Raw genomic sequence first — 23,161 nt, forward strand, 5'->3', positions numbered from 1 at the left:
GACTTTTTGACTAACGTTTTTACGACTATTTGATCGCAAAAAAAAGAAGCTGGACCGATAAATAGTCGATTCAGCTTCTTAATCTTTATAATGTTATTCTCGCGTACATGCTTTCCTTAAATAGCCGCTTCCGTAGTCTCGAACTGACTATTGTACAATTCAGCATAGAAGCCGTTTGCCGCAAGCAGCTCGTGATGATTGCCGCTTTCGATAATATCGCCGTCCTTCATGACGAGGATAATATCGGCATTCTTGATCGTGGACAACCTGTGCGCAATAACGAAAGAAGTTCGTCCTGCCATCAACCGGTCCATCGCTTCCTGAATGAGAAGCTCCGTTCTCGTATCGACGGAACTTGTTGCCTCGTCGAGAATGAGCAGCGGGGCGTTCGCAATAAGCGCTCTTGCAATCGTGATGAGCTGTTTCTGACCTGCGGAAAGGTTCACTTGCTCGTTCAATACCGTGTCGTAGCCATTCGTTAAGGTTCGGATAAAATGGTCAATGCCCACAGCCTTACAGACGGCCTTCACATCGGCATCGGTAACCCCTTGCTTGTTAAAGACGATATTTTCTTTGATCGTCCCCTCGAACAGCCATGTATCCTGAAGCACCATGCAGAACTGTTCATGAACATTTTCCCGAGGAAGCTCATGAATTGGAACGCCATCAATAGCGATTTCCCCGCCGTTCAGCTCATAGAATCGCATCAGCAAATTGACGATCGTCGTCTTCCCTGCACCCGTTGGCCCAACGATGGCGATCTTCTGACCAGGCAAAGCACGGGCCGAGAAATCGTGAATAATGAGCTTATTCGGATCATATCCGAAGGAAACGTTCCGGAACTCGACCTGCCCCTTAACATCCTTAAGCACCTTCGATTTATGGTTCTCGTCCTCGAGCTCTTTCTCTTCTAAAAATTCAAAAACGCGCGCGGCTGCGGCTGCAGTCGATTGCAGACTTGTCGCGGCCTGTGCAATTTGTCCCAAGGGCTGCGTGAACAAACGAACATAAAGCATGAAAGCGACGATGACACCAAACGAAATATGACCATTCATCGCTAATGCTCCGCCGACAATACAGACCGACACATAACCAAAGTTCCCGACAAACATCATGAGCGGCATCGTCAAGCCGGATAAAAATTGCGACTTCCATGAGCTTTCATATAATTTATCGTTTATTTCATTAAAAGTTTCCTTTGCCTTCCGCTCTCCATTATAGACCTTAACCACATCGTAGCCCGAGTATATTTCTTCTACATGGCCATTCATCGCACCAAGGTTCGCCTGCTGGTGAACGAAATGCTTTTGTGATTTTTTGATCATGACGGTCATAAAGGCAAATCCTAGAAATGTCGAAATGATAGCCGTCAACGTCATCCATACGTTGGTATAGAACATCATAATCAAGGAGCCAACCAGCATCGTAACGGAAGTAACCAGCATCCCGACGCTCTGATTCATCGTTTGCCCGATCGTGTCGATGTCGTTCGTGACGCGGCTCAGCACGTCGCCGTTGCTCGTGGAATCAAAATATTTGAGCGGAAGCTTATTGATCTTCTTGGAAATGCGCGTACGCAAGCTTTTCGATACCTTCTGGGTTACCGTAGCCATTATAAAGCCCTGGAAGAACGAGAAGATGACGCTTAATCCGTATAGAACGGCAAGCAGTATACCAATGCTGCTAATCGCATCCATGTCAATTTCGCCCATTAACCCTTTGGTAATATGATCCGTCATATCTTTCAGCTTGCTTGGTCCGACAATCGTAAATATCGTACCCACAACGGACAGCAGCAGAGCCACGACAATAAGAGGAATGTACGGCTTGCAATACGCGACGAGCTTGCCCATTGTGCCTTTGAAATCGATGTTTTGCTTAGTTGCGACCTGTTGTTTAGCCAATTTCAAGCTCCTCCTTCGATAACTGAGAGTTCGCGATCTGACGATATACCTCGCAGGTCTGAAGCAGCTCTTGATGCGTGCCTCTTCCTACTATCTTGCCTTCGTCGAGAACGAGTATGAGATCGGCTTCCTTGATCGTCCCGATTCGCTGCCCCACAATTAGGTTAGTAGCTCCAGCTGTTTCTTGCTTCAACATGGAACGCAGCTGGCGGTCGGTCTTGTAATCAAGCGCAGAGAAGGAGTCGTCAAAAATGTAAATGTCAGGCTTACGGTAGATAGCCCTGGCGATGGATAACCGCTGCTTCTGTCCGCCGGACAAATTCGAGCCGCCTTGCGAGATACTTCCCTCATACCCGCCTTCCAGCTTCTCGACAAACTCTTGGCCCTTGGCGATCGCTACCGCTTTCTTCACATCGTCCGCCGACCCTGCCACTTGCCCATTATCGCCATAGGCGACGTTGGACGTTACCGTTCCGCTGAACAATACGGCTTTCTGAGGAACATAGCCAAGCTTGTTATGCAGATCTTTCAGCGAGTAATCCTTCACGTTCATCCCCGCAACGAGCACCTCTCCGTCCGTCACATCGTAAAACCTCGGAATTAAGTTCATCATTGTACTCTTGCCGCTGCCCGTGGAGCCGATAAATGCAACCGTCTCGCCTCTGCGTGCAACGAAGCTGATATCCCTAAGCACATACTCGTCCGAATCCGCATACTTGAAGCTGACATTCCGAAATTCAATCTCTCCTGCTTTCGCGGCATTAGTCGATTTCGAACTGCCATCCTTGATGCTTGGTTCTGTATTCAATACTTCCATGACACGCTTGGCAGCAACCGACGCACGCGGCAGCATGAAGAAAACCATCGACAGCATCATAAAGGCCATGACGATCTGCATCGCATAGGAAGAGAAAATGACCATGTCGCTGAACAAGCCTAGTCTAGCAACTGTATCAGCTCCATTGATCAGATAAGCGCCTATCCAATAAATCGCCAAGCTTAATCCGCTCATGATCAGACTCATGACCGGCATCATTAATGCCATCAATCGGCTTGTGAACAGATTCGCATCTGTTAACTCCCGATTGGCGTAATCGAACTTCGCTTCTTGGCTCGGTCCGGCATTATAAGCACGAATGACTCGCAGACCTTGAAGCCCTTCTCTCGTTACTCGGTTCAATTGATCCGTTAGACCTTGAATCTTTCTGAACTTCGGCATGGCGAACAAAATAACGATCGCAATCATAAGAAGAAGCAGTGCAACTGAAATGCCAGACGAGAGCGTCCATTGCCAGCTCTTGCTTGAGATTTTCACAATCGCCCAGCCTGCCAGAATAGGCGCTTTAATCATGACCTGCAGACCCATCGCCACGATCGTTTGTACTTGCGTAATATCGTTCGTGGAACGCGTAATGAGACTTGCTGTTGAGAATTGATTCATCTCGGCCATTGAGAATGATTCAACCTTGTCGAAGAGCAGGCTTCTAAGCCTCTTAGCGAGCGATGCAGCGCTCTTCGCAACCAAAAAAACAACGATGAAGGATGCAATTAAGCTTCCAATGGCACATAGCATCATATAGGCGCCTGGCTCCCATACCTCGCTTAAGGAGCTGCCTTCCGTCTGCACCAGTTTTGTGATTTGTGCCAAATAATCGGGAAGCTTGAGATCGAGCCATACCTGGAACACGATAAATGCAGTACTGATTACGATAAACCAAACATTTTTGGGATTGAAATATTTCAAAATCTTAAGCATTTATCAAACGCTCCTTCTCTATGTTGTTAGCCATAGAACTGTAAGTCTACTAACTATATTACAATAATAAAAGCCGCTCTAACAACTGCGACGACTACTCCAGATTCTTTTTGAGTTTATCGAGCACACCAAAAAAAGTATCCATCTCCTCTTGCGATAGACCCTTCTTTAATTCACACTCCAATTCAACGTATTTTAAAATAATCGCTTCATGGTATTCAATGGCTTTTGGCGTAAGAATAATCTTCTTTAATCTTGCATCATAAGGGACAGATTGTCTCGTTATGAGATTATTTTTCTCCATCAATTGCAAAATCTTACTCGCGGTCGAACGTCGAATCGTGAACTGGCTCTCGAAATCACGTTGGAAAATCTCCTTGTGCTGGTTATCGACAAAGTACCTCAGCACCCATCCATGCATGCCAGTCATTTGATCGCCAAATTTTTGACTCATAAACCCGCTAACCTGTCTATGCAGCATATTTCTTAGCGTCCTAAGTTCTAGCGCAACCGATCTGTCTGCGTTCATTTCGACCTCCCATTTTCAGCTTTTAATTCGATATCTTTCTATATTTTATCACATTACTTGTTAGGCAGCTAACATAATTCCGACTACTTGAATAGCATTTTCACGATTTATAATGAACTATGGCTGCTGCAAAGCAATATTTACTTCTGCCAAATTGAACTATAGCACCTCGTTAGTTGAAGAGAAAAATAGCTTACTTTAACAGGAAGACGCCATCCAAAATACATCGGATAGCGTCTTGATATTTCGAATATTTTTATTAAGGGTTGGTCGACCAAAGTCCAGCATGTTTCAATACAACACGTGGATGAAGTTTAAGCTGTGCAACCATCAAGTCTGCTAAATCTTCTGCTTGCATCACTTTTTCTGGATTGCCGTCTGTTAAGTTCAGCTCAACAGCCATATCTGTTGCAACCGTACTTGGCGTTAACGTTGTAACACGAATATTTTTCTTACGCACCTCAAGCATTAATGACTCACTTAGTCCGATAACTGCAGCTTTGGAAGCTGAGTATGCACTAGTAATTGGTGCACCTCTTTGACCAGCTGTTGATGAGATATTAATAATGTCGCCTGTGTTACGCTCTATCATTTCCGGTAATACCGCACGTGTTGTGTAGTATACACCTTTTACGTTTACATCGATAATATTTGTCCATTCTTCTGGCGTTAATTCCATGAAGCCGCCGAATTTCGAAATACCTGCATTGTTTACTAAAATATCGATTGCACCAAGCTCACCACGAATTGATTCAGCCGCTGTGGTGATAGAGTCTAAATCCGCTACATTTGCCGCAGCGATTGCTACCTTCACATCATACTGTTTGAGTTCCTCTGCTACTTGTTGTAAATTTTCAAGCGTACGTCCAACAAGACCTACGTGAATACCTTCTTGTGCAAAAGCTACTGCTGTTGCACGTCCAATTCCACGCCCTGCTCCTGTAATTAACGCCACTTTTCCTTCGATCGTTTGCATGTTTTTCGCTCCTTTTGAAGAGGTAATCTTATTTTAGACGAATCAAAAGTGTATTAAACTAAAACATTTTAATAATTAAGTAAGGTGAGTTTGATAAAATCGTTCTGGTGGAATAATTAATAAAGCTTTTTTACTCATAATGTTTTTCGCCTAAAATAGAAAAAGATTTGTCTTTAAGACTCACTTCATTCTACCGACGAATTTCTACATTGTGAAGAACGCACTTTTTTGTGCGGAGGTTACCAAACGGTTACTATTGTAAGAAAAGGAGTTAACCCCCATGTCAGATACATTAAGAAAAGAGATTAAAGAGAAAATATTAAATCATGATTATCATTGTGAAAAAGAACTTACCTTATCGATTATTAGTGGAAAATGGAAAGTTGTTATTTTGTGGCATTTAGGTGTAGAAGGGACACATCGATTCAGCGAACTTCAAAGACTTTTCCCAAAAATATCACATAAGATATTAACAAACCAATTACGCGAACTGTTAGAAGATGGAATTGTTCATAGAGAAGTGATTCCAGAAATTCCTCCGAAAGTCGAATATTCCATGACTGATCTTGGGATGACGTTATTACCAATCGTTGAGATGATGTATGAATGGGGGAAAAAACGAATAGATCAGATTAAACAAGAAAACAATTATTTTGAATAAGAAAAATAACGTGATCATTTCCCATTATATAAATCCCCTACTAATGATAAAAAAGAAAAACGAGAAATAAGTTTTATCTTGTTCCATAATCGGGAGCAATTTTAGAACAAGAAGTAAAAGGGTAATACATAGTATTCATGACAAATATGTATCACTCACTTTCGTTGAACTTATTTGAGCAATTCTGTCACATCACATCTATTCTTACAATACCATCAATATTAAGCACTCCACATGTGTCGAGTGTGTATACAGTAAAAAACCAAACGGAATCTCTGCATTTGGTTTCATTTATTGATATAACATCACATTTTAATCAGACTCCGTAGTTGAGGGCACGGCGGCGTTAATATTCGTGGGTATTGCTGTCCGAATTTACAATCGATTTTTTATAAAATCCAAAATTTCCAAGCGCATTTCCGCGGTTTCTATATGTCCAATGTCATAACGCATTAATTTCCAGTTATGAGGAGCACCCTCATCAAGGTATACCGTTTTCAACTCTTTATCAATTTGATCTAACCCTTTAGGCGGCGTTAAACGGTCATAATTCCCTGCTAAACTGAGATGGCTACGAGGTGCAATTAAAGCATTGATTTGAGCCGTTGTAAAATATTTCAGAAGCTTTGGAACAAAGTAGAAAATGCCATGGCCGTCCAGCCCGCGTGAATTAATTAATGCGTCAAAATCAGTAAGGCAGCAAATATCTATGCACATTTTTATGCGCGTATCTAATGCCGCCGTCCACCAAGCCATCGTGCTGCCCATCGACATGCCTAATGTCCCTATGCGGTCCGAAATCACATCTTCTCGGGATGCAAGATAATCCAATGCTCTTAAATTATCGTACACCATCATTCCCCACATGACTTGACCTTTCCATAGCATCTCTTTAAAAATTTCGCTTTCGGTTCGCCCTCTCCTTTCTCCAAAAGCCCACATATCGATACATAGTGTTGAATAACTCATTTGCGTCAAGTGGTCAGCATACGGGGTACTTTGAAGATAAACATTGCTGTTTATCAATTCATCTTTGCCTAAGTGGTAAAAACCGCCATGGGAATGATTAAACAGAATAGCTGGCGTTGGACCCTTCGCATTAATAGGCTTACAGAAATAAGCTGGAACACTTTCAATGCCATTAAGATCCAATAGCAATTTCTCCAAAATGTAGTGCTCGCGTCTTTCTTCCGATAGGGTTCGCACCGTAATTGGACTTTTTTCAGGCAAATCGCCTAACAGATTATGTAACTCTTGTCGCCGCTTCTCTTTATCGTATGTCATGTGACCGACATCTCCCATTCCTAAATAATCGTTTTTGTTTAAAACGACCAATAACTTCATACCATCCCAATGAAATCAGTAATCTAGTAAACCCGATTTCCAATTATGTTCAAGCTCGTGTTATTGGAAAGAAACTAGAACCGAATGATGATCATTCATCGAAGTATTATCATATTTGCTGAGCGGCCGCGGATGATGTGCGAACAGACGATGGTGAGGCCGTACATGACGTCCAAAAGCTCATTTTTCATGACCGGCTTTAATAAATATCCTTTTATTCCGTAACTATAGCATCCTGAGCGTATTTAAAATCATCATAGGCGGAGCGATAGGGCAGCGTCGGGGCATTCTGTTATTGGATTACTTGGTCTCTCTCTCGTAAACTCGCACATAGTCTACTTCTAATTGAGCGGGGAGAGTTGCATTTTTAATATTTCCAGCCCAATCGCCAACCTCTGCGGTAATCTTTAAATAAGCAGGCACTTGAGAGACTCCCCCTGCTGACGTTCGCCAAGTCTCTTTGTCATCGACATAAAAGATATATTCCTCTTCGTTCCACTCTAATGCAAACGTATGAAAACCTTCGTATATACCCTTTATATAAGGCGCGAGTCCGGCACTTTTATGATCTCCTTCATAACCGTCCCAGTGCAAGGCGTGCTGGATCGTGTCCCCATCCTTTGCGAACGGCGATTCAAATATATCAACCTCCGTCCCGTCTCTTCCGTCATTGCCGACTTGATGCACCGAGTCTGACATCAGCCAGAAAGCAGTCCAAAACCCTTCTTCTTTAGGCACTTTTGCACGAATCTCATAATAACCGTATGCTTGTTCAAATAAATCCTTGGAACGAATGGCTCCGGAATAATATTTGCCGTCCCTTTCGCTCACTTGAATAATCAAATGGCCCTCGCCATCTAAAAAAGCTTCCTGATTTGACCACTGCCCATTTTTTCGTACCCATTCAGGCGCATGCGCCCATTTTGTATTGTCCAGCTGCTCCCCTTCGAAATAATCTGCGAACGTCAGCTTCCATCCTTCCTTCGTCTCTGCTTTTATCTTTTCTTTCATCTCATCCTCCGATTCGATCTTTGTCTCCTTCTCTGATTCTGACTTCACCTCTGCATTCGTCTTTTCCACTGATTCTGAGCCGTCAATATTTGCTGGATATTGGCTTGCGCTTCCACACCCTGCAATTAGAACAATTAATAATGTACAAGTTAAAAAAAACTGCCGTCTCAGCCTTTTTGGGTTTGTCATTGTCGTGCTCCTCCTAATTTAGGTAACGAATCGTACGAATGTTCATGCTTATCAAGTTAATTATTCCTGAATTATCATATAGGATGAAATAGCAGTCAAGGATAAAGAAAGCGCTTTATTATAGTTTTTACTGGAAACGCCAAATGCCTGAATAGGCTCGGGTAGCTACCAGCTTGTTTGATAGCGCTAACAGTGGATGAAGCATTACGTTTTATTACTGATACATTCCGAGTGCAACAGGATCTGAATCTTGTATCATTACAGGATATTAGCGTTTTTTTAGTATTATTTTGACGTGTCTCGATTAGCTTGGAGTAAACAATGCCAAATGGAGAGGCACCGCCTTTGAAGGAGGCGCCTCTGAACACTAACAATTATCTCATAAGTTTCTATCACTTACAGCTAAACCTCCCGTTCGAACACCTTTCTGGTACTCCTTCGGCTGCACGCCTGTCTTTTTCTTAAACATGCGAAGGAAGCTTGAATAATCGTTGAAACCGCAGCGCATACAGGCTTCCAGCACGCCAACTCCCTCCGCTAAATATTTCTTTGCCAGCGATACCCGCTTAGACACGATATACTCATGAACGGTACTGCCGGTATACTGCTTGAATTGCCGCAGCAAATAGTATTTATTGATAAAGAAACGACGTTCCAGCTCACTTAATGACAAATCCTCATGTAAATGAAGCTCGATATAATCAAGTATTGGAGTTAATTTGTGGTGAAGATCCATTTCGTTGCTTGTATGCTTCTGCTTGTGATAAAGATCATTAATCGTAATGAGCAGCTCCATCATACAGCCTAGCTTCAATACGGCTGCGCCCCCTGCGCGATTCCGGTCAAGACTCTCATATTTCATAAACAGCTCCATAAGCTGAGAGGTTTCTTTTGGAGTAAGCGACAGTTTATTCCGTTTTCCTTGAGGACGATTATAGAAGCATGCTAATGGATCATAATCCGCAGTCACAAATGCTTTGACCATCATTGGATCAAATTCGATTGTTATTCTCTCATACCTTTCACTAGAAGAAAACGAGGGTTTATGAATTTCATGCTCGTTCGTAATAATCAGATCCCCATATTGCAGTGGATACACGGCCTTCTCTACGAAATAACGCACGTCACCATGAATAAGAAAATAAATCTCACATCCCGCATGTAGATGGAAATCAATATTATGTACAGCTTTCGTGACATGCATATATTTAATGTTCTGGTCTATTCGATCCAAATACTGCTCTAACAAACGATGTCCCTCCTATTGCTAAATAGCAATATTTCCAACTTTTTCAGCAAAAATTACAAAGAAGTTGTGATTCATTCATTCTACAATGAGAAAGAAGATACGTCATTTTTTCATATGAGGATACGGAGGAATAATGGATGAATACAAAAACTTTGAACGTCGGAATCATTGGCCTTGGGGCAATAGGCGGCGGCACCCATTTAAAATATTTGCAATCCCTTGATCAGGTCAAGCTTGCTGGCGTGTGCGATTTAGTAAAAGAAAAGGCTGACAGTATGGCCGAACAATATAAGACCGACGCTTATTACAACTATCAGGATTTCCTTGAACAGGCTGATCTTGATGCCATCATTATAGCCGTGCCTCATTTCGATCATCCTGCTATCGCCATTGAAGCGTTCAAGCGCGGCATTCACGTTTTATGTGAAAAACCGATAGCTGTTCACTTGAATGATGCCAATCGTATGCTGGCTGCATATGAAAGCGCAAAGCTACAATATCCGGAATTGGTGTTCGGTCTTATGTTTCAAGAACGTACTCTCCCCTACTATCGCAAGGTGAAAGAGATTGTCGAGAGCGGTGAGCTTGGTCGATTAACGCGAGCAACCTGGATCCATACCGAATGGTTCCGCAGTCAGACCTACTATGATAGTGGGGATTGGCGTGCTACGTGGGCGGGAGAAGGCGGCGGCATCTTGACGAATCAATGCCCGCATACGCTCGACATGTACCAATGGTTATTCGGCTTGCCTAATCTCATTTCTGGACATGCTCATATTGGAAAATACCATGATATTGAAGTCGAAGATGAGGTAACCGCTTATTTTGAGCATGACAACGGCATGATCGGACACTTAATTGTTACGACTGCCGAACTTCCTGGAACGAATCGGATGGAGATCATCGGGGAAAATGGAAAGCTCGTATTGGAGGAAGGACGTCTCGTCTTTACTAAAAACCCTATTTCCATGCTGAAATATTCCAATGAAACAGATCAGCGCTTCAGTGATATGAAATCTGAACGCATTGAAATTGAAGTGGAGACTGTGCAGGAGCAGAACGCTCACCTCTATGTGGCCTCCCGGTTTTTCAATCGTCTTCTGACCGGAGCTGGCCAACTAGTTGCAGAAGGATGGGAGGGCCCCTCTTCCCTCGTATTAGCTAACGGCATCATGCTCTCCTCCTTCACTGGGCAAACCATAACAGTTCCGTTCGACACCGATATGTTCGAGGCTAAGCTCAAGGATTTAGCTGCTAACTCTAAATTTGTCAAAAAACAAGTAAAGCCCGTTCCTCAAGACGAAGACATGTCTAAATCCTTTGGAAGCAAAGCATAAGGAGGCTGCAACGATGACACTTGTTAAGTTAACCTGTTTTGCTGACGAAATTTCTTCTGTCCTAGAGGAACAGCTGGATCTGCTTGAGCATGCGGGTATCAGCCATCTCGAAATTCGCAATGTTTGGGGTAAAAACGTGCTTGATCTCAGCACAGAAGAGCTTCAGCAGCTTCATCATATTACCGAGAGTAGAGGATTTTCTGTGTCATCCATTGCCTCGCCAATCGGTAAGTATCCGATTACGTCGTCTAACGAGCCTCAATTGGAGGCACTTAATCGGGCCATTCAAGCGGCTCAAATCTTAAAAACGCCATATATCCGTATATTCTCGTATTTCTTCCCAGAGAATGAACCAAAGGAGAACTTCCGGGAGGAAGTATTGCAGCGAATGGCGCAGCTCGTGGAAATAGCAGCACAAAGTGAAATCACCTTAATACTTGAGAATGACAGCGGTATGTATGGCAGCACGTATGAGGGCGGCATGGAAATCATGGAGCATTGCCAATCTCCCTTCATCAAATTCGCTTTTGATCCGGGGAACTATGTGATAGAAGGCATCGATCCTATGAAGCAGGCTTTCCCTCAGGTTGTATCTCAAATCGAATATATTCACATCAAGGATGCTATTTCCAGCCCTCGGCAGTTCGTACCTGCCGGCGCAGGTGATGGCGGACTGGAGATATTATTAATTGAAATGCAGAAACGCAGCTATGCTGGTTTTTTATCCGTGGAGCCCCATCTCCATCACTATCTTCCGAATGCAAGCGACCCTGAACGGGTGCTGACAGCTATTCATGCGCTTACAGCAATACTCGAGAAAAACGGAATCGAATGGAAGTAATTTGAAGTAGAACAGATAAAAGGACCACCCTTATAGGTCCTCGGATAGCCGCGGACTTTGGATAAGGTGGGAAGGAACCCACGCCGGCTGTTTTCAATTGAACTTTTTCCATACAAAAAATGCAGCAGGTGCTATTTTAATTGCGCCTGCTGCATTTTTCACAGTACAAATCCATCAAATTCATTATGATCTTATCGATGCGAACGATTCTCTCTCCCATTATGGGCTATTTAACTAATCTAAAAAAATACTACATTACATCACTACTAGTTGGGATTGACCACTCCACTGGAATGATTGAAACCACGACACCGCTTCCTCATTTTGAGTAAGCAGATATATGAAAGTTCTGCCATAAGTAGTATTTGATGTTCCCAAACGCGGTGCAGTGAGTGTACTGCGCTCGGCCTTTTTATGGAGTGAGGTTAATAATTTCTACTAGATTTACAGCGGTCGATTGGTAATTCCTTTGTTGATGTTGACTTTTGTCTCTCTTATTTCTTTTTTCAGCTGAACACTCGTTTCATTTGATACGTTTTTACTGTAATATTTCCCTTTCGTAAAGAAGGCAAATATAATTGTAAGTAATGAAGCTAATAAAGCAGCAAAGAAAGTTGCCGTATTCTGTAAGAAAGGGCCCATATAACCTAATGCGGCAATCGTTCCGAGAACACTTGAGATCACTAATGGCACAACCCCAACCGGATTCCATTTATATAAATTTTCTTGTCTCGATTCATATTCTTTCGGCGCAAGTTTTAATAATTTTTTCACGACTAATGCATCTGTGACTAAAATAGCGGCCCAAGCCATTAAGAGGACTCCCTGAAAGGTCATCGCACTACCTAAATAATCCAATATACCGCCAAGCATTAACGCAATCGATGCGACACCTGAGATAACAACCCAAAAACGGCGATCGGGTTTGAAATGAAATATATTTTCGAAAAAATTGGACAATGACAGGGAAGCACTATAAATATTTGTGACGTTAATACGTAACTGAGTTAACAAAGTAAAAACAACTCCACCTAGTCCAAGAAGTGTGACAATGTAAATCCCCGGATTAGATTCACCTAATCGAACGCCAAACCATACACCAAGTAAACCCATAACACCAAAACAGAAAATTTGAGGAACAAATCCAATCATAATGGACCCCATTTTAATATCTTTTGGTTTCAGGAAACGCGCGTAGTCTGACGCAATAAGAGCTGTTAATCCCATAATACCGTGTTGCATTCCTATACATAACAGTAATGCTGTTCCACCTATCTGCACACCATCTGGTAAATATGTCCAAAAATTCCCCTCAAATTTCGATGTTGTATTGAAAGCGACAATGATTGTAATTATTAAAAAGATACCGAAAATAGGTAATGAAAATTTTTGTAGTTTGTCTAATTGTTTAATACCGAACCAATTTAGCGGGATGACAATCAATCCAAATACGATAATCAGAAGCCATAAAGGAATAGCGGGGAAATATACGTGTACTGCGGTTACGAGAATCATGCCTTCAAATGCACAATACATGATAAAATTCGATGCGTATATAAATGAAGTTAACGAGGCACCAATATATCCAAAGCCTTGCCTGGACATGAGGTTGACGTTCATCCCTGATTTTGCAGATAAATAGGCAATTACTGTACCTAGCACTCCGGCAATCACTATGGCATAAATCGCTGAAATAATAGCGTTCATCGCACCAAACTGAAGAGCCATAACGCTGCCTGTTTGAAAATAAAAAATAGCGGTGGCAATGCCAAATGTTATGTTGGTTACACTAAACCAACCCATATTCCGTTTTTCTTTTGGGACTTTATCAAATGAATAATCGTCTTTTACTTGTTCTTTGGGAGCAGTTATTTGGACTACACTCATGCTATCTTCCTTTCTTAATGCTCCACATTCTGCCCCTTCCTTAGTTTGATTTTCACATTCATACACCCCCCTTTTAAGATTGAATTCCTATACTAGGAGGAACAGAATGTGTATTTTAACAGCATGTATTAAAAAAATACCCTACATACAATTGTTACATAATTAGTTGACATAATCAAGTTTCTACAAAAGTCAGTATGTCAACAATCCTTGAAAATTAAGGCTTCATCTCAATTCAGCACATTAATTTAATAATTTAACTGTATAAAAGTACAAAGACAAGGTGTTGTCTTAACCTCGTGGAAGTCCATGAGGACGGTTCAATAGAAATCAGTTGCAACTTTTCCAAAACCCACTAAAACAGGGGCGCAGCCTTTAGTTTGGCTCGCCCCCCCACTTCATCTATATTACGCACTCCACATGACTTGAGTGTCGGTCACTGTATTTTAAGCCGAAAGTAAAGCGGTGGGAGTGAACTTGTAATGAATGTTCACCGAGCCATCCGCTTGAACTTCAATCTTATCGACCAAACGATGTACCATCTCAGAAGTCAGTTCGTCTAGTTTCATGAACTGCTTGAGTTCTTTCTTCAATCGAACGATGCTTTCCCCTGTGCTACTACTTGCCTGTAAGGACTGAAAGCACTTTAACTGCTCTTGTAGGCTACAGAGTTCAGCATTGCCGCTCTCCGTTGCTTCCTTGTATTCGGTCTCCGTAATAGTGCCGCTTGCCAACAGCCTGATTAACCCTGTCTTCTGTTCCTTCAGCTTTTCAATGCGCCTTTGTAAAGACTGTATTTGCTTGTCTGCCTGTTTCCTTGCCTGTAAGGTCTTTACCTAAAGCCGCCCCATGACTTCCTTCTCACTGAGGGTTTCAGCCATGTTACGAATATCATCCAAGATAACGCTTTTAAGTTCCCTTTCCTTAACGCTCTGCTGACTGCAAACGTGCTTACCATGCTTGTAATAGTTGCCGCATACAAAACCTTTTCGATAGTGGACATACCTGACATACCATAGAGCCTTGCCACAGTCGGCACAGAAGAGATAATTAGTAAATAGGTGCTTCTTAGCCTTCGGCTTTGCCTGTTGCCGCTTTCGTCCTTGCATGTACTGTTATACAGCTTAAAAATCTTCCCTAGAGATGATAGCATGGTGAGCGTCTTCAGTAACAATTTGCTTTTCCCTTGGAACTTCTTCACGTAGATGTAACGTTTACTGTTGTCTGCCGCCCTTGAACTAAGTCACCAACATAATGTGGATTGGTTAAAATTTTCTTTACGGACGTACCTTGCCAGTACAGCCCCGCATTTTTCTTACCTAATCTACATAGAAGTCAAATACATCCCAACCCTTATCCTCTAGGTATTGGTAGAAAAGACTTCTCTGATTCTCTAAAGACGATTTTTGTTCTTCTTTGTTTGTCGAAACACGAATATATACTGCACATCTCATAGTTACGCCACCTCTTCACTATGAGAAGTATTGGCGCTGCCATCATTATACATTAAGCCGTCCTGCTGTTCCATAATTCTATCAATCTCAATCAACGGCAATAGCAGACTAATAAATGACTCGTTCCCATTAAAAGTTCTTTCGACTTTCATTATTATCATCTCCCTTGCTATCAATGGTCGCTCCATGTATTTGAAAAGGTGCGAACAACAATAGAAAGGCTGTAAAGAGGGTTTTGGAAAGTTTTGCCGAATAGTTCTACATACCTACAAGAGACCATCAGGAGGGAGTCAAAAGAAGTGCAACGTACTACTAGACCAACAGTCAATCAGCCTAACAGGACAATTCCCGCCCAAGCTAACAGGACAGCTAGCAGAGCGGCTAGTCCTCAAGTAAACAGGGCTACTGTCAGCCAAGCAGGGGGAGCGGGAAGTCAATCGAACAATGCAAATAATGTAAATGTCGTTACTTGCCGAAAATGTAAGTCACAGCAAATTGTAGCCAATAAAAGGGGCTACAGCTTTGCAAACATGTTCAAAACACTTGGGTGGATGGGATTACTTCCTCTCATTTTAGTGTTAGTCGGTACGGTTGGGGCTTATCTTTTTATGATGAATGTGAAAATCGGTAGTGGTGGAAGTGGCATAGGTGGTGAAGGTATTGATGGCATAATAACTTTCATCGGCATTATTTGTTGGATATCAATTAGTTTGTCCTTACCTGTAAGTATATTAGTCGGGTTCGTTGGGAGAAGTGAAATTGTCAACGGCTGTATGAACTGCGGCTACAAATGGAGACCTGCCAAGAAGAAGTAAAATTTGATGGGGTGGGTCAAATTTTGATATACCCCGCCACGCAATACTTGTCATGGGGGAGTTACAATACTCTTACGAAATGCAGACTATTTTGTATAATGAAACTGTGGAGGTCAGGAAGCCCAATGGCTTTCGTCCCTACCACGATTGGTTAGTGGTCGCTTCCTGTGTCAGCAGGGGCAACGAGCCGTCTTCTGCGTCAACAGGGGGCGGCTTTTTCTTTTTGGCACGGTTTAGGGTGGGTCAAATTTTGATACACCCCCGTCAATTATTGAAAGGACTTTCTGCACCTGACTAAAGGGCTTGATAGAACGGGGAATTTTGATATGCAGGTGCGAATAACTCTTGTAATTGCGCTTGCATTTCTTCCTTGTATTGTTCAAATACTTCGGCAGGGTGCGGGTCAAGACTCTTAGAAACCTGATGTTGCAAGTCTCGTAAACGCTCTTTGACCTTGCGCCCCAACTCATTCCATAACTTTCAGTGTGCAGTCCTAGCTTGGTCATTGTCTCACCGATGGTAAAGTTCTCTGAACGTACTACAACAGGCTTAGGGGCTTCCTGACGGGCTATCCCGCTTCGGCTAGCAAACTTCTCAAGACTCCCCACAATTATTCTTGTCTTACCATTCTCAGGCTTAGCTTGCTCCAAGTACCCATGATGGCTAAGCTGTAAAACCTTCTGTTCGGTCATACCTAACCTAGTAGCGGCTTCGGTGAGTGAGACCGTCTTACTGTTGATAATCATTGCCACTACCTCATGACGTTTCGTTAAGAATAAACTTCTTTAACCCCGATTGTGGGATTCTGATGACCCGCCCAACCTTCACAGATGGAATAGTGTTGTTCGAGACAAGCCTATGAATCGTTCGATAGGAAACCCGTAGCAGGTCTTTAGCTTCCTGCATTGTCAGCATCTGCTCCAATGCTTCCAACTCCTTTCAAATATTGTCACCTACAATATTTGTAATTGGGGCAGTTACGGAACACACAGAGCGTAGAGAGAAATAGAGACGTGTAATAAGTCTTTAATGAGAATCGAAATATTCCGTTCTCATGAAGAAAAGTGGGGCATAAGCAAGCTAAGGTAATTGAGGTCTGTAATGTTGGTATCTAGGAAAACTCAGTCATTAGGCTGAGGGAGATATTTAAGATTAGGGGTACTTTCTAAAGCATTTTATCTAGATAGGAAGACAGGTATATTAGCTATCTTCATGTTAATAATAGAAGCACACGCTCCCTATTTTCGCCCCCGCCGATTTGGTAGGGGCTTCTTTGTGCGTACAAAAGGATATTTGTAAAATTTTCAGGCGGGTATAACAAGCCTTAACTTCGGCTCAGAAGCAATTGCCTTTACGCTAGGCACTGGTGGGGGTACAACAAAGGACGACTATCAATAGCCGCCCCTAACTGAACTTTTGGTCAAAAAAAAAAAAAAAGAAGCGGGACTTTTCCCGCTCCGTTGCTGTATACGCCAATACACCTCAACTATTAGTCTTTCCTGACCAACAGTGAGCAACATTCAACATGTGTCAAGTGTGTATACAGTAAAAAAACCAAACGGAATCTCTGCCATTTGGTTTTATTTATTGATATAACATCACATTTTCCACTATATACGATATGATCAGATGTTATATAATAGTTCCGGTCATTCTCATCTCTTCGCCTTATAAAACTCATGATAAAGCTTCATCAACGCCCTTTTCTCTATCCTGGAAACATAGCTCCGACTAATCCCAAGCTCCTTCGCAATCTCCCGCTGCGTCCGCTCATCCCCGCCATGCTCCAGCCCGAAGCGGCCGATCACAACATCCTTCTCGCGATCATCCAATATATCAAGATTTTTATAAATCTTGCTCTTTTCAATCTTAAGCTGCACCCGATCTACAATATCATCCGCTTCAGTTCCGAGGATATCGATCAACGTAATTTCATTACCTTCCTTGTCCGTGCCGATCGGATCATGCAGCGATACGTCTTTACGTGTTTTCTTCAAAGAACGCAGGTGCATAAGTATTTCGTTCTCAATACAGCGAGCTGCGAAAGTCGCCAGCTTCGTGCCCTTTCCCGTCTGGAAGCTCTCAATCGCCTTGATCAAGCCGATTGTCCCAATACTAATTAAGTCCTCGAGATCCTCGCCTGTATTATCAAACTTTTTGACGTTGTGGACACAACCAGATGTAATTAATTCACTACGACCTCATCGCTGCCAGCGATAGGAATGGGTTAGGATTAAATATGTTGCTGTAGGATAAATCCTTATTAAATATGGGTTTGTTCCGGCCGCTGTGTTATCTAGTTGGTTCTTTTATGTAGTTTGTGATGGTTTTCGCCCCCAATTCGTCCCCATAAAATAATGTATATGTTTTAGCCTCCACATGTGTAAGTTGTGTGTTTTTTGATCTAGTAAAGTGGCCCGTCGCACTTTGGATACCACGTAATGTCTTTGCCCGATTAATATTCTCGATTGTTCTGTCCCCAACGAAAGCGATCATCCTTGCATCGATATCAATGAGAGTCTTTCTGAAGCTACTTCCTGGGACATTAAGCCTGGCTAGCTACTTTGTGGTTTCGATTATTTGAGAAATAGCCTTAAACACATTACTGATGCTGTGCTGACAACTGCTTTACGAAATCCTCATACATGAATAATGCAATCCTCCAAAGGGCATTATACTTCTCCGATAGAAGTGGTTCGGAATTAGCTTGATTTGAACACATTAAATCTGAGTAGCTAATGTAGCTTTTCTCTAACAACAACAAGAACTCCATTTGACCTAATCCTTCTTATTGACTGGAGTCGGAATCAGTTCTTTAAGGTAAGTTACCCCTCAATGGCTGAAATGCGATTTATCATTCAGCGGCAAGGAAATTAAATCTATACTTCTATGTTTTTGATGCTGTGGCTACTGCAGAATATTAATGTGACCTTAGATCATTGGTTCACTATTTTTGAAGGTTACAAAAAGAAAGGCAGTACAAAACTCTGGATACGAGTTCTATACTGTCTACTTATCCTATTCCTTAAATCAAAAGCTGCTACTTAACGAGTCTTAAATCAAAAATTTTCAACTAAACAGTAAGCGCTTTCTAAATGAAACAGCATTTCACTATATTAGGGGCACGCTAAAGCATGATGAAGAGCAATAAGCACGTCTATGCGCTTATTGCCGCTCATCTTGCTATCCAGCATGCTCACCTAATCAGCTATGTCAGCACCTGCTAGAGTTCTGACCTCCTGAATCGTCGGCATGGAAGGAATCGCCCCTTTGCCTGTCGTGGCAAGCGCGCCCATAGCATTGGCGAAGGCCAGCATCGACCTTAGCTCCTGCATCGTCCACTCCTTCTGAGCATGTCCAAGCTTACCCAGCAAAGTAAAAAGAATGCCTGCAAAAAAAGCGTCGCCTGCACCTGTCGTATCCTGAACCTCGACGCAGAATCCTCCATGCGAAGCGGTTATATTGCCTGCCCGGCAATAACTTCCGCCTGGACCTAGCGTAACAAGCAGCAAGCCTATCGACGGATATTGCTCGGTCAGCTGCTTCGTTCCCAGTTCAAGCTCGCTCGTTCCAGTCAGGAATAACAGCTCCTCCTCGGAAAGCTTCACTACGTCCGCATACTCAAGTCCCTCAGTCATGCGATCCTTCGCCGTCTGTTCATTTTCCCACAGCGATAAGCGCAGATTCGGATCGTACGAGATCAGCAGCCCTCGGCTTTTAGCATAAGCAGCAGCGCTTAATGTTGCTGTACGTGACGGCTCATGCGTCATCGAAATTGAGCCATAGTGGAAAATGCTCGCCGAGCGGATTAACTCGAGGTTTACGTCTTCTTCACGAAGCATATAGTCGGCACCCGGCTGTCGGTAGAAAGAAAAGGAACGGTCGCCATCCGCAGCTAAATGGACAAAAGCAAGCGTTGTTCCCGCCTCTTTCGTAAAGACCAGCCCCTCGGTACCGATCTTGCTCAGTGTCAATACGTCCTTCAAATAATAGCCGAACGAATCCTCGCCAACCGCGCCAATAAAGGATGTCCGACACTGCAGCTTAGCCAAGGCAGCCAGCACATTCGCCGGCGCGCCGCCTGGGTTGCGTTCAAAGAGCAGCTGTCCCTGATCGGATACGCCATGGGGCGTAAAATCAATAAGCAGCTCGCCAAGCGCTACAACATCCCGTGTGCATTCATTGTGAGCTTGATCTTCCGCTACCATATCGAGCTCAGCTCCCAAGCATCCAAACTTTCGATTCTTGCGTCGCCGCCTCGCGCGAAGAAAGAAATCCCAGTATCCTGCAGCTTCGGATAAATGCGATTCGTCATTGCAATGCGTCCTTCTCCTGCAAACAGCTCGACAGAGGATCGGTCAAGAAACAGCCTCAAATGCAAGCGGCCATCAGCAACCAGCTGCAGCGGCGCCTCGCTGATTCCGCCATCGCCCGCTCCGCTCCATTGACGGTCCGTATACAGTTTCTGACCGCGAACAGAGTACCTGATTTCGGTGAAAGAAGCTCCATCCTCCGAGCATCGCACGCGAACGCCGACCTCCGATGCTACAGGGTTCGACAGATCAAAAACGATGTCCATCTCGAGCGATTCGCCTTGAACGCCGTCTATGGCTACGTATGATTGATCAGCTATAGTAACGTCTGAAGCCGTAACATGGGATCCTCGAAGTGTGGCAAGCTCCGGTACCGGTTGACTAAGAAGCGTGCCGTCTTCTGCCATTGTCAGCTCACGCGGCAGCGTCATGCCGCCAAGCCAGCCATGCGCGGCTTCCGGCATCGTCGCTCCCCATATGTTCATCCATGCGATCATAATTCTTCTGCCCCGGTCATCGAGCAAGGTCTGCGGCGCATAGAAATCGAAGCCGTAGTCGATTTGCGCAGCATGCTGCTGCTCGAAGCGACAGCTCGCATAATCAAAGCTGCCTGCCACATATAAATTTTTGATCGGAGCAATGTTCATCGGTGAAATAATCAGGACATGCTGATCCCCCGCACCTAATGGGAATAGGTCGGGACACTCCCACATATCCCCCATCGTGCCCTCGCTCTCTAACGCAGCACCTTTATATTCCCAGCTGTACAGATCCTTAGAGACATACATAATGGCTTTGCCGCGGCCGTCCTTACCATAACCGACGACCATGTACCAGCTGTCGCCGTTCTTCCATACTTTCGGATCGCGGAACCCGAAGCGCTCGACATCTGGCGAATCTCCGATTACCGGATTAGCAGCATGCTTGTGGAAGGTCACGCCGTCCTTACTTGTTGCCAGACATTGCACCTCTTCCGGTGTCTTCCCGTCTACATGCCCCGTATAAATAAGTGTAAGCTCGCCATTGTTGTCGACGGCGCTGCCTGACCAGCAGCCCTGTCCCCCGTCTCCGCCCTTGTCATAATCCTCAGAAGGCGCAAGCGCTACCGGCAGATGCTCCCAGTGGACAAGATCCTTGCTTTTCGCATGCCCCCAATGCATCGGTCCTTGCTTTGCCTGAAACGGATCATGCTGATAGAACAGATGGTAATGCCCTTCAAAATAGATCATCCCATTCGGATCGTTCATCCAGCCCGCTGGGGGCATCATATGGTACTGGAGGCGATACTGAGGGTTCAGCTTGCTGCTGTTATTTCTCCATGCTTCTTCAGCTTGAGAGATAAAAGCTTGATGTTGTTCCTGACTGCTTACGTTATTATTCATCCCACTCACCTATCCTTGCTTTCTATACTATTTGTTCCAAATGGACTTCAGCCTATATACTTCAACGCTATTAAAAAGAGCAGCACCGCCGTGGGCAAACAGCTCAACACCTTGGCTGTCCGCTTGCGGATAGACCAAAACCGTAAAAACTTTCTCCCCATTGCCTAAGAACAGCTCAATGACTGATTCGTCTATGAAGGCATGGAACATTATTCGATTTTGCACCCCCTTGCAGGGTGCGGTAAACCGTTTGCCGAAATGAAAGGGAGCTCCCTCCCGATTGATAAACTCATTCTGACTGGCAAACGTTCGGTCCACAAAAACCGTCCCGGTTACTGCGTCATACCCGATATGCGCTGCCTCGGAACCATCTGCCGAACAGAGGACGCGCAAGCCGAATGAATCGGCATCCTTCCACTCGATATCCGCAATCAGCTCATAAGAGGCTCCTTTATAGTCCAGCTTAACGGATCCATCTTCCAATGCAACGTTGGTAAACCGAAAGGCATCCGTCCGCAGCCGCTTCAGCTCGTCAATCGGTCTCTGGCAAAGTGTGATCAGACCTTCACTATCCTCCTGAAGCGTAAGCGTTCGGGGAATCGACATGCCGCCCTTCCACGGCGCAGTCGGTCCTGCGAACGGGTATTTCCAATTGGAGGTCCACCCCAGCCAAATGCTGCGTCCGTCCTCCTGCGGAAGATCGGAATACGTAACCGCCGCGTAAAAATCCTGGCCATAATCGGTCCAAAGGATCTGCTTCCCCGTAACGTCGTCGTTCGTGAAGCGGCGACCGTCGAATTCGCCGATAAAATATTGCGCGGTCGAGCCGTCCGTTTCCCGGTTGTCGCCAATGCTGACATGCAACACCCACTTCTGGCGCGTCACATTGCCTTCAATCGGCAGACAGAAGAGGTCTGGGCATTCCCATACCGCTGCCTGTGATCCCTGAGCCTTGCCGAATTCACTCTCATATTGCCATGCTCTCAGATTGTCCGACGAATAGAAATGAACGCTTTTGTCCACGGACACCACCATAATCCATTTGCCGCTCGGTTCATGCCACAGCACCTTCGGATCACGGAAGTCGCGAATGCCAGGATTCGGAATAACGGGATTGCCGGCATACTTCGTCCAGCTTGCCCCGCCGTCCGCGCTGTAAGCCAAGCTTTGCGACTGCAAGCCTTCTTTATAATGAGTAAATAAAGCAACCAGCCCCGCTTTGCCGCCGAACAATCCGCTCGTGTCTACTTTGTCCACGACACAGCAGCCCGACCAGATGTCGCCAAGTTCATCGGACACAAGCGCAAGCGGCAGATGGTCCCAGTGAATAAGATCACGGCTTCTCGCATGCCCCCATCGTCCGGTGAACTGGTAAAACTGGTGGTATACCCCTTCAAAATAGACCATTCCGTTCGGATCACTCATCGGTCCACTCGGAGGCGTCAGATGATACTGCGGCCGGAACCGCTCCTTATACAGCTCACTCATCTTTATTCCTCCTAATCATCCCTCT

General features: G+C 44.3%; 23 protein-coding genes. 4 read left to right on the forward strand and 19 right to left on the reverse strand.

What is annotated here, in order from left to right; genetic code table 11:
- Window positions 1-116: 116 nt before the first annotated feature.
- The 4 genes from CEF13_RS20195 to CEF13_RS20210 all read right to left on the reverse strand — a co-directional run bounded on the left by CEF13_RS20195 (window position 117) and on the right by CEF13_RS20210 (window position 5,165).
- Window positions 117-1,853, reverse strand: coding sequence for an ABC transporter ATP-binding protein (locus CEF13_RS20195; RefSeq protein WP_102716466.1), 1,737 nt, complete (start codon window positions 1,851-1,853; stop codon window positions 117-119).
- Window positions 1,854-1,896: 43 nt separating this feature from the next.
- Window positions 1,897-3,660: an ABC transporter ATP-binding protein gene (locus CEF13_RS20200; RefSeq protein WP_102713389.1), complete on the reverse strand. Its 1,764-nt coding sequence runs from the start codon at window positions 3,658-3,660 to the stop codon at window positions 1,897-1,899.
- A 94-nt stretch (window positions 3,661-3,754) separates the two neighbouring features.
- Entirely contained in the window at window positions 3,755-4,189 is a 435-nt protein-coding gene (locus CEF13_RS20205; protein WP_102713391.1) for a MarR family winged helix-turn-helix transcriptional regulator, read from the reverse strand.
- 259 nt (window positions 4,190-4,448) lie between these two features.
- Window positions 4,449-5,165: a 3-ketoacyl-ACP reductase gene (locus CEF13_RS20210; protein ID WP_102713393.1), complete on the reverse strand. Its 717-nt coding sequence runs from the start codon at window positions 5,163-5,165 to the stop codon at window positions 4,449-4,451.
- Window positions 5,166-5,445: 280 nt separating this feature from the next.
- Here CEF13_RS20210 and CEF13_RS20215 point away from each other — a divergent pair, with 280 nt between their 5' ends.
- Window positions 5,446-5,826: a winged helix-turn-helix transcriptional regulator gene (locus CEF13_RS20215; RefSeq protein ID WP_102713395.1), complete on the forward strand. Its 381-nt coding sequence runs from the start codon at window positions 5,446-5,448 to the stop codon at window positions 5,824-5,826.
- A 375-nt stretch (window positions 5,827-6,201) separates the two neighbouring features.
- On the opposite strand, the gene CEF13_RS20220 is transcribed toward CEF13_RS20215, so the two are convergent.
- From CEF13_RS20220 to CEF13_RS20230, 3 genes are all read right to left on the reverse strand, one after another.
- Window positions 6,202-7,110, reverse strand: a complete 909-nt coding sequence (locus tag CEF13_RS20220; protein WP_102713397.1) for a dienelactone hydrolase family protein — start codon at window positions 7,108-7,110, stop codon at window positions 6,202-6,204.
- Window positions 7,111-7,470: 360 nt separating this feature from the next.
- The gene (locus tag CEF13_RS20225; RefSeq protein WP_102713399.1) at window positions 7,471-8,370 is read right to left on the reverse strand and encodes a glycoside hydrolase family 16 protein; all 900 of its coding nucleotides are present in this window, start codon (window positions 8,368-8,370) and stop codon (window positions 7,471-7,473) included.
- Window positions 8,371-8,749: 379 nt separating this feature from the next.
- Window positions 8,750-9,619, reverse strand: a complete 870-nt coding sequence (locus CEF13_RS20230) for an AraC family transcriptional regulator (RefSeq protein ID WP_102713401.1) — start codon at window positions 9,617-9,619, stop codon at window positions 8,750-8,752.
- 137 nt (window positions 9,620-9,756) lie between these two features.
- On the opposite strand from CEF13_RS20230, the gene CEF13_RS20235 reads away from it, so the two are divergent.
- Window positions 9,757-10,956: a Gfo/Idh/MocA family protein gene (locus CEF13_RS20235; protein ID WP_102713403.1), complete on the forward strand. Its 1,200-nt coding sequence runs from the start codon at window positions 9,757-9,759 to the stop codon at window positions 10,954-10,956.
- 13 nt (window positions 10,957-10,969) lie between these two features.
- Entirely contained in the window at window positions 10,970-11,797 is an 828-nt protein-coding gene (locus CEF13_RS20240) for a sugar phosphate isomerase/epimerase family protein (RefSeq protein WP_102713405.1), read from the forward strand.
- A 444-nt stretch (window positions 11,798-12,241) separates the two neighbouring features.
- Here CEF13_RS20240 and CEF13_RS20245 read toward each other — a convergent pair whose 3' ends face one another.
- The 6 genes from CEF13_RS20245 to CEF13_RS28895 all read right to left on the reverse strand — a co-directional run bounded on the left by CEF13_RS20245 (window position 12,242) and on the right by CEF13_RS28895 (window position 15,290).
- On the reverse strand, window positions 12,242-13,684 hold the full coding sequence (locus CEF13_RS20245; RefSeq protein ID WP_102716467.1) for a purine-cytosine permease family protein: 1,443 nt from the start codon (window positions 13,682-13,684) through the stop codon (window positions 12,242-12,244).
- Between the two features lie 446 nt (window positions 13,685-14,130).
- Complete coding sequence (locus tag CEF13_RS20250) at window positions 14,131-14,418, reverse strand: DUF4368 domain-containing protein (RefSeq protein WP_166742675.1); 288 nt, start codon at window positions 14,416-14,418, stop codon at window positions 14,131-14,133.
- A 102-nt stretch (window positions 14,419-14,520) separates the two neighbouring features.
- Window positions 14,521-14,793, reverse strand: coding sequence for a recombinase zinc ribbon domain-containing protein (locus CEF13_RS29730; RefSeq protein ID WP_102713409.1), 273 nt, complete (start codon window positions 14,791-14,793; stop codon window positions 14,521-14,523).
- An 88-nt stretch (window positions 14,794-14,881) separates the two neighbouring features.
- Entirely contained in the window at window positions 14,882-14,986 is a 105-nt protein-coding gene (locus CEF13_RS29735; protein ID WP_102716468.1) for a recombinase family protein, read from the reverse strand.
- 17 nt (window positions 14,987-15,003) lie between these two features.
- On the reverse strand, window positions 15,004-15,138 hold the full coding sequence (locus CEF13_RS29740) for a recombinase family protein (protein ID WP_102713411.1): 135 nt from the start codon (window positions 15,136-15,138) through the stop codon (window positions 15,004-15,006).
- Between the two features lie 2 nt (window positions 15,139-15,140).
- Entirely contained in the window at window positions 15,141-15,290 is a 150-nt protein-coding gene (locus CEF13_RS28895; protein WP_166742674.1) for a hypothetical protein, read from the reverse strand.
- Between the two features lie 147 nt (window positions 15,291-15,437).
- Here CEF13_RS28895 and CEF13_RS29345 point away from each other — a divergent pair, with 147 nt between their 5' ends.
- Complete coding sequence (locus CEF13_RS29345) at window positions 15,438-15,953, forward strand: hypothetical protein (protein ID WP_244917106.1); 516 nt, start codon at window positions 15,438-15,440, stop codon at window positions 15,951-15,953.
- A 233-nt stretch (window positions 15,954-16,186) separates the two neighbouring features.
- Here the strand turns inward: CEF13_RS29345 and CEF13_RS20275 are convergent, their stop codons facing one another.
- From CEF13_RS20275 to CEF13_RS20300, 6 genes are all read right to left on the reverse strand, one after another.
- Window positions 16,187-16,699 (reverse strand): hypothetical protein, encoded by a 513-nt coding sequence (locus CEF13_RS20275; protein WP_102713413.1) that lies wholly within the window; start codon window positions 16,697-16,699, stop codon window positions 16,187-16,189.
- Window positions 16,700-16,709: 10 nt separating this feature from the next.
- On the reverse strand, window positions 16,710-16,868 hold the full coding sequence (locus CEF13_RS29745; RefSeq protein ID WP_425320558.1) for a helix-turn-helix domain-containing protein: 159 nt from the start codon (window positions 16,866-16,868) through the stop codon (window positions 16,710-16,712).
- A gap of 740 nt (window positions 16,869-17,608) precedes the next feature.
- The gene (gene sigK / locus CEF13_RS20285; protein ID WP_102713417.1) at window positions 17,609-18,139 is read right to left on the reverse strand and encodes an RNA polymerase sporulation sigma factor SigK; all 531 of its coding nucleotides are present in this window, start codon (window positions 18,137-18,139) and stop codon (window positions 17,609-17,611) included.
- A gap of 1,014 nt (window positions 18,140-19,153) precedes the next feature.
- Window positions 19,154-20,161, reverse strand: coding sequence for a PfkB family carbohydrate kinase (locus tag CEF13_RS20290; protein WP_102713419.1), 1,008 nt, complete (start codon window positions 20,159-20,161; stop codon window positions 19,154-19,156).
- A complete protein-coding gene (locus CEF13_RS20295; protein WP_102713421.1) occupies window positions 20,155-21,648 on the reverse strand; it encodes a glycoside hydrolase family 32 protein in 1,494 nt (497 codons plus the stop codon). Before CEF13_RS20295 ends, CEF13_RS20290 begins: the two co-directional genes overlap by 7 nt.
- Before the next feature lie 27 nt (window positions 21,649-21,675).
- Complete coding sequence (locus CEF13_RS20300) at window positions 21,676-23,136, reverse strand: glycoside hydrolase family 32 protein (protein WP_102713423.1); 1,461 nt, start codon at window positions 23,134-23,136, stop codon at window positions 21,676-21,678.
- Window positions 23,137-23,161: the final 25 nt, after the last annotated feature.

Source organism: Paenibacillus castaneae, assembly GCF_002884445.1.
Taxonomy (GTDB): Bacteria; Bacillota; Bacilli; order Paenibacillales; family Paenibacillaceae; genus Pristimantibacillus; species Pristimantibacillus castaneae.

Bases quoted from the DNA above. Each gene is read 5' to 3' on its own strand.
- CEF13_RS20245 (WP_102716467.1), bottom strand. From the start codon at position 13,684: ATGAGTGTAGTCCAAATAACTGCTCCCAAAGAACAAGTAAAAGACGAT.
- CEF13_RS20240 (WP_102713405.1), top strand. From the start codon at position 10,970: ATGACACTTGTTAAGTTAACCTGTTTTGCTGACGAAATTTCTTCTGTC.
- CEF13_RS29740 (WP_102713411.1), bottom strand. From the start codon at position 15,138: ATGAGATGTGCAGTATATATTCGTGTTTCGACAAACAAAGAAGAACAA.
- CEF13_RS20205 (WP_102713391.1), bottom strand. From the start codon at position 4,189: ATGAACGCAGACAGATCGGTTGCGCTAGAACTTAGGACGCTAAGAAAT.
- CEF13_RS28895 (WP_166742674.1), bottom strand. From the start codon at position 15,290: ATGAAAGTCGAAAGAACTTTTAATGGGAACGAGTCATTTATTAGTCTG.
- CEF13_RS29730 (WP_102713409.1), bottom strand. From the start codon at position 14,793: ATGCAAGGACGAAAGCGGCAACAGGCAAAGCCGAAGGCTAAGAAGCAC.
- CEF13_RS20200 (WP_102713389.1), bottom strand. From the start codon at position 3,660: ATGCTTAAGATTTTGAAATATTTCAATCCCAAAAATGTTTGGTTTATC.
- CEF13_RS20275 (WP_102713413.1), bottom strand. From the start codon at position 16,699: ATGATTATCAACAGTAAGACGGTCTCACTCACCGAAGCCGCTACTAGG.
- CEF13_RS20210 (WP_102713393.1), bottom strand. From the start codon at position 5,165: ATGCAAACGATCGAAGGAAAAGTGGCGTTAATTACAGGAGCAGGGCGT.
- CEF13_RS20290 (WP_102713419.1), bottom strand. From the start codon at position 20,161: ATGGTAGCGGAAGATCAAGCTCACAATGAATGCACACGGGATGTTGTA.
- CEF13_RS20225 (WP_102713399.1), bottom strand. From the start codon at position 8,370: ATGACAAACCCAAAAAGGCTGAGACGGCAGTTTTTTTTAACTTGTACA.
- CEF13_RS20300 (WP_102713423.1), bottom strand. From the start codon at position 23,136: ATGAGTGAGCTGTATAAGGAGCGGTTCCGGCCGCAGTATCATCTGACG.
- CEF13_RS20215 (WP_102713395.1), top strand. From the start codon at position 5,446: ATGTCAGATACATTAAGAAAAGAGATTAAAGAGAAAATATTAAATCAT.
- CEF13_RS29745 (WP_425320558.1), bottom strand. From the start codon at position 16,868: ATGCTGACAATGCAGGAAGCTAAAGACCTGCTACGGGTTTCCTATCGA.
- CEF13_RS20195 (WP_102716466.1), bottom strand. From the start codon at position 1,853: ATGGGCAAGCTCGTCGCGTATTGCAAGCCGTACATTCCTCTTATTGTC.
- CEF13_RS20220 (WP_102713397.1), bottom strand. From the start codon at position 7,110: ATGACATACGATAAAGAGAAGCGGCGACAAGAGTTACATAATCTGTTA.
- CEF13_RS20295 (WP_102713421.1), bottom strand. From the start codon at position 21,648: ATGAATAATAACGTAAGCAGTCAGGAACAACATCAAGCTTTTATCTCT.
- CEF13_RS20235 (WP_102713403.1), top strand. From the start codon at position 9,757: ATGAATACAAAAACTTTGAACGTCGGAATCATTGGCCTTGGGGCAATA.